This window comes from Sphingorhabdus sp., assembly GCF_044354325.1.
In the GTDB taxonomy this organism is placed as follows: Bacteria; Pseudomonadota; Alphaproteobacteria; order Sphingomonadales; family Sphingomonadaceae; genus Sphingorhabdus_B.
On the sequence record NZ_JBILAF010000142.1, the window covers coordinates 1 to 4,640 of the forward strand.

A 4,640-nucleotide genomic window follows, 5' to 3' on the forward strand; every position below is an offset into this window, starting at 1 on the left:
GATAGCATTAGCCGATGGCTTGACCAGTCTTCGCCCAGTCCGCCAAAAAGCCTTCAATGCCCTTGTCCGTCAGGATATGCTTGAACAGGCCCTTGATGACTGCGGGTGGTGCCGTCATCACATCAGCGCCGATTTTCGCTGCTTCAAGCACATGCACACCATGGCGCACGCTGGCGACGAGGATTTCAGTGTCGAATGCGTAATTGTCGTAAATCAGGCGAATGTCACTGATCAGCTGCATGCCGTCAAAGCCATTGTCATCATGACGACCGACGAAGGGCGATACAAAAGTTGCACCGGCTTTGGCCGCCAGCAGTGCTTGGTTTGCAGAGAAGCACAAGGTCACATTGACCATGGTCCCTTCTGACGTCAGCGCTTTGCAGGTTTTCAGACCATCAATCGTCAATGGCACCTTGATGCAGACATTGCTTGCAATCTTGCGGAGGATTTCCGCCTCTTTCATCATCGTTGCATGATCCAGCGCAACGACTTCGGCGGATACAGGTCCATCGGTCAGCGCGCAAATTTCGCGGGTGACTTCAATGAAATCGCGGCCCGATTTGGCAATCAAACTCGGGTTGGTGGTGACGCCATCAAGCAAGCCAGTCGCTGCCAGATCTTTGATATCGGCAATGTCAGCGGTGTCGGCAAAAAATTTCATGGCACGTTATTCCTGATAGTAGATTCGGTATACTGCCTATTGGCAAAGTTAACGTGGAAATGACAGGCAATATTCCGTGCGGAATTGCCGCAATATATCACGCCAAACGAACATGCTTTTGCATTGGCCCGGATAGGTGGGTGACGTCCCCCGTTTGTCTGCCTATATCGACGGAATGAATCCGCCCACCAACCGTGTCCGTGTCGTCCTGTTGACGCAAGCGATTGGTCCGCTCGACTATCGGTTGCCTGCGGGTATGGAAGCTGGCCCCGGGTGGGTGGTGATGGTCCCGCTGGGTCCGCGTAAATTGCCGGGCGTTATCTGGGATGATGATGTTTTTGGCGATGAAGCTGTCGATGCTAGCAAACTTCGGCCCGTGTTGGAACTGCTCGACTGTCCGCCACTTGGACACGGGCTGCGCCGCCTCGTCAACTGGGTCGCCGATTATTATCTGACCAGCCATGCCGCGGTGTTGCGTATGGTCCTGGCGTCGTCTGCGGCGTTTACGGTGTCTGGTACGATCATCGAATATCGCCGCACCGGCTTTGAACCTGCAAGGCTCACCCCGCAACGCGCCGCCGCGCTGGACGCGTTGGAGGGGGCGCAAGGCCTTGTGCGTGAACTTGCGGCAGAAGCAGGCGTTAGCGATGCTGTCATCCGCGGGCTTATAAAGACAGGGGCCTTTGAACCCGTTACGATCAGCGTGGATTCTCCGCTACCTGAACCGCTCGCGGAGTTCGATGCGCCAAAATTGAATGACGCGCAAATGGTCGCGGCAGACGCAATGGTCACCGCCGTCCGCTCGGGTGGGTTTGACACCTTTGTCCTAGACGGCGTGACGGGGTCTGGCAAAACCGAAACCTATTTTGAAGCCGTTGCCGAGGCTATTCGCTTGGGCAAGCAAGTGCTCGTGCTGCTCCCCGAAATCGCGCTGACAGCGCCGTTTCTGGACCGCTTTGAAGCCCGTTTCGGGGTGGAGCCTGCCGTATGGCATAGCAATTTGCGGTCAACGCAGCGCCGCCGTGTGTGGCGCGCGGTGGCGGACGGCAGTGCAAAGGTGCTGGTCGGGGCACGATCGGCTTTGTTCCTGCCCTTTGCCAATCTGCGGCTGATCATCGTCGACGAAGCGCATGAGAGCAGCTTTAAGCAAGAAGATGGCGTGCGGTACCACGCCCGCGATGTCGCCGTGATGCGTGGCCGCTTTGAAGGCTTTCCCGTGGTGCTGGCGTCGGCCACACCCGCGTTGGAATCGCGCCATATGGTCACGATTGGCCGCTATAAGGGGTTGGAAATCCCGTCCCGTTTCGGCGCGGCCAAAATGCCGGAGATCAAGGCGATTGACCTCACCTTGGACGCGCCCGAGCGTCAACATTGGATTGCGCCAACATTGCTCAAGGCTTTGGAAGAGCGCGTGGAACGCGGCGAGCAAAGCTTGCTGTTCCTCAACCGGCGCGGGTTTGCGCCGCTCACCTTGTGCAGGACATGTGGCCACCGCTTCCAATGCCCCAATTGCACTAGCTGGATGGTCGAACACCGGCTGGTTCGCCGGCTTGCGTGCCACCATTGCGGCCATGTCATGCCGCCGCCGGAGGAATGCCCTGAATGCGGCGAAAGCGATACCTTGGTCGCCTGTGGCCCCGGCGTTGAACGCATTTGTGATGAGGTAAATCGCCTGCTGCCCGATGCGCGCACCATCGTTGCGACATCGGACACATTATGGTCACCGGAAAAAGCCGCCGAGTTCGTCTCGCGGGTTGAAAATAAGGCGGTCGATATCATCATCGGCACGCAGTTGGTGACCAAGGGATATCACTTTCCTGAGCTGACCTTGGTGGGCGTGATTGATGCCGACCTTGGTCTTGAAGGTGGCGACTTGCGTGCGGCCGAACGGACATTTCAGCAAATTGCGCAGGCGGCCGGCCGGGCAGGGCGCGGTGAAAAGCCGGGTGAGGTTTTCATACAGACGCGTAATCCCAACCACCCCGTGATCGCTGCGTTGGTCGCAGGGGATCGCGATGCATTTTATGATGCGGAAACCGAGCAACGCAAATCCGCAGGCGCGCCGCCGTTCGGGCGTTTTGCGGCGATCATCATTTCATCAGAAGACGAACGCGAGGCTATTGAAGCGGCCCGCGCGGTCGGTGGCGCCGCGCCGCAGGTTGACGGCATGTATGTTTACGGCCCCGCGCCAGCGCCGCTGGCTATGCTGCGTGGCCGGTACCGCCAGCGGTTGTTGGTCCATGCACAGCGTTCGGTGGAGGTGCAGACCATCATTCGCGAATGGCTGGGCAGCCTGCATTTTCCCCGGAGCGTTCGGGTCGGAGTGGACGTTGATCCCTATAGTTTCTTATAAATTCTGATGGTTGGATAATCCCGGGTCGAAAAAACCTGATTTACCTGCGCCGCCTTATGATGCATCGTCCAAAAAAAATTTGGGGGAGAGACCAACATGCAGAAATTCTTATGCGCCATGCTGTTGAGCACGGCGTCGGCCACAGGTGTTTTTGCGCAAGACGCCAAGCCAGCATCGGACGCGACCATTGCCGCACAGCGCAGCATGGCGGCGCAGCTTCCGGCCGAAGATGGTCGTGACCTCGAATTTGCAGATCGCGGTTTTCTTGGAAGTCTGACGGACCCCATTATCACCAACAAAGATGGCAAGCCGGTCTGGAATTTGGGCGCTTATGACTGGATGGGCAATTCGGCATCGCCGGACACGGTAAACCCCAGCCTGTGGCGGCACATGGGGCTTTTGCGCAAGCATGGCCTATATGCGGTGACCGACAATATGTGGCAAGTGCGCGGGTTTGATGTGTCCAACATGACCATCATCAAAGGGCAAACGGGTTGGATTATCATTGATCCGTTGACCAGCCGTGATACCGCCGCTGCGGCACTGAAGCTTGTGAATGAAAAGCTGGGGACACGCCCTGTCTCTGCAGTCATTTATAGCCATAGCCATGGAGACCATTTTGGCGGGGTGCGCGGCATCGTCAATGAAGCCGATGTTAAGGCGGGCAAAGTCGCCATTATCGCGCCCGAACATTTTCTGGCTGAAACCGCGTCCGAAAATGTGATGGCTGGGCCAGCGATGAGCAGACGCGCGACATTCCAATTTGGCACCAACTTGGCGCCGGGGCCGCAGGGTCAAATGGGCAGTGGCATCGGCAAAGGCATTGGCGGCGGTGACATTACGCTCATTCCACCAACCATCGACATCCGCAAAACCGGTGAAGTGCGCGAAATTGATGGGGTGAATCTCGAATTTCAAATGGTGCCCGCGACAGAAGCGCCAGCCGAAATGAACGTTTATATCCCCGCAGCGCGCACATTTTTGGCGGCAGAAATAGCCACCTGCAGTCTGCACAATATTCTGACCCCGCGCGGCGCAAAGGTGCGCGATGCGCTCAGCTGGTCCGGGTTCCTCAACGAAGCTGTCAACCTGTACGGCGACCGCAGCGACACGATCATCTCAAGCCATTGCTGGCCGCGCTTTGGACAATCGGAGGTCAAAGGCTGGTTGTCGGGCCAACGCGATAACTATCGCTATTTGCACGACCAAACAGTCCGCATGATGAACAAGGGTATGACCCAGGCCGAAATTGCCGAGGCGTTGAAGGCGCCGCCAGCGATTGGCGACCAATGGTTCAACAAGGGCTATTACGGCACCTACAGCCACAATTCGAAGGCCGTGTATCAATATTATCTTGGCTGGTATGACGCCGTCCCTGCCAATCTTAACCCCCACCCGCCTGAAGTTCGCGCGGCGAAAATGGTCGCTGCAATGGGCGGCGCAAAGAAGCTGCTCGCGGCGGCCCAAAAGGCCATGAAGGCGGGGGATTATCGCTGGTCTTCGGACCTGTTGAACCAATTGGTTTTTGCCGATCCCAAAAATGTTGAAGGCCGGGCTTTACTCGCCGACAGCTACGAACAGCAAGGCTATCAGGCGGAGTCCGCGATTTGGCGTAACATGTTTCTG

At 57.4% G+C, this 4,640-nt stretch carries 3 protein-coding genes; 2 read left to right on the top strand and 1 reads right to left on the bottom strand.

The genetic code is table 11. From position 1 onward, the window contains the following. Positions 1–7: 7 nt before the first annotated feature. Positions 8–661, bottom strand: a complete 654-nt coding sequence (gene fsa, locus ACIQ0G_RS10320; protein WP_397577830.1) for a fructose-6-phosphate aldolase — start codon at positions 659–661, stop codon at positions 8–10. Between the two features lie 175 nt (positions 662–836). On the opposite strand from fsa, the gene ACIQ0G_RS10325 reads away from it, so the two are divergent. Beyond that, complete coding sequence (locus ACIQ0G_RS10325) at positions 837–3,014, top strand: primosomal protein N' (RefSeq protein WP_397577832.1); 2,178 nt, start codon at positions 837–839, stop codon at positions 3,012–3,014. A gap of 96 nt (positions 3,015–3,110) precedes the next feature. After that, positions 3,111–4,640: alkyl/aryl-sulfatase (locus ACIQ0G_RS10330; RefSeq protein ID WP_397577831.1), on the top strand; the 1,530-nt coding region annotated here is incomplete at its 3' end.

Bases quoted from the DNA above. Each gene is read 5' to 3' on its own strand.
- fsa (WP_397577830.1), bottom strand. From the start codon at position 661: ATGAAATTTTTTGCCGACACCGCTGACATTGCCGATATCAAAGATCTG.
- ACIQ0G_RS10325 (WP_397577832.1), top strand. From the start codon at position 837: ATGAATCCGCCCACCAACCGTGTCCGTGTCGTCCTGTTGACGCAAGCG.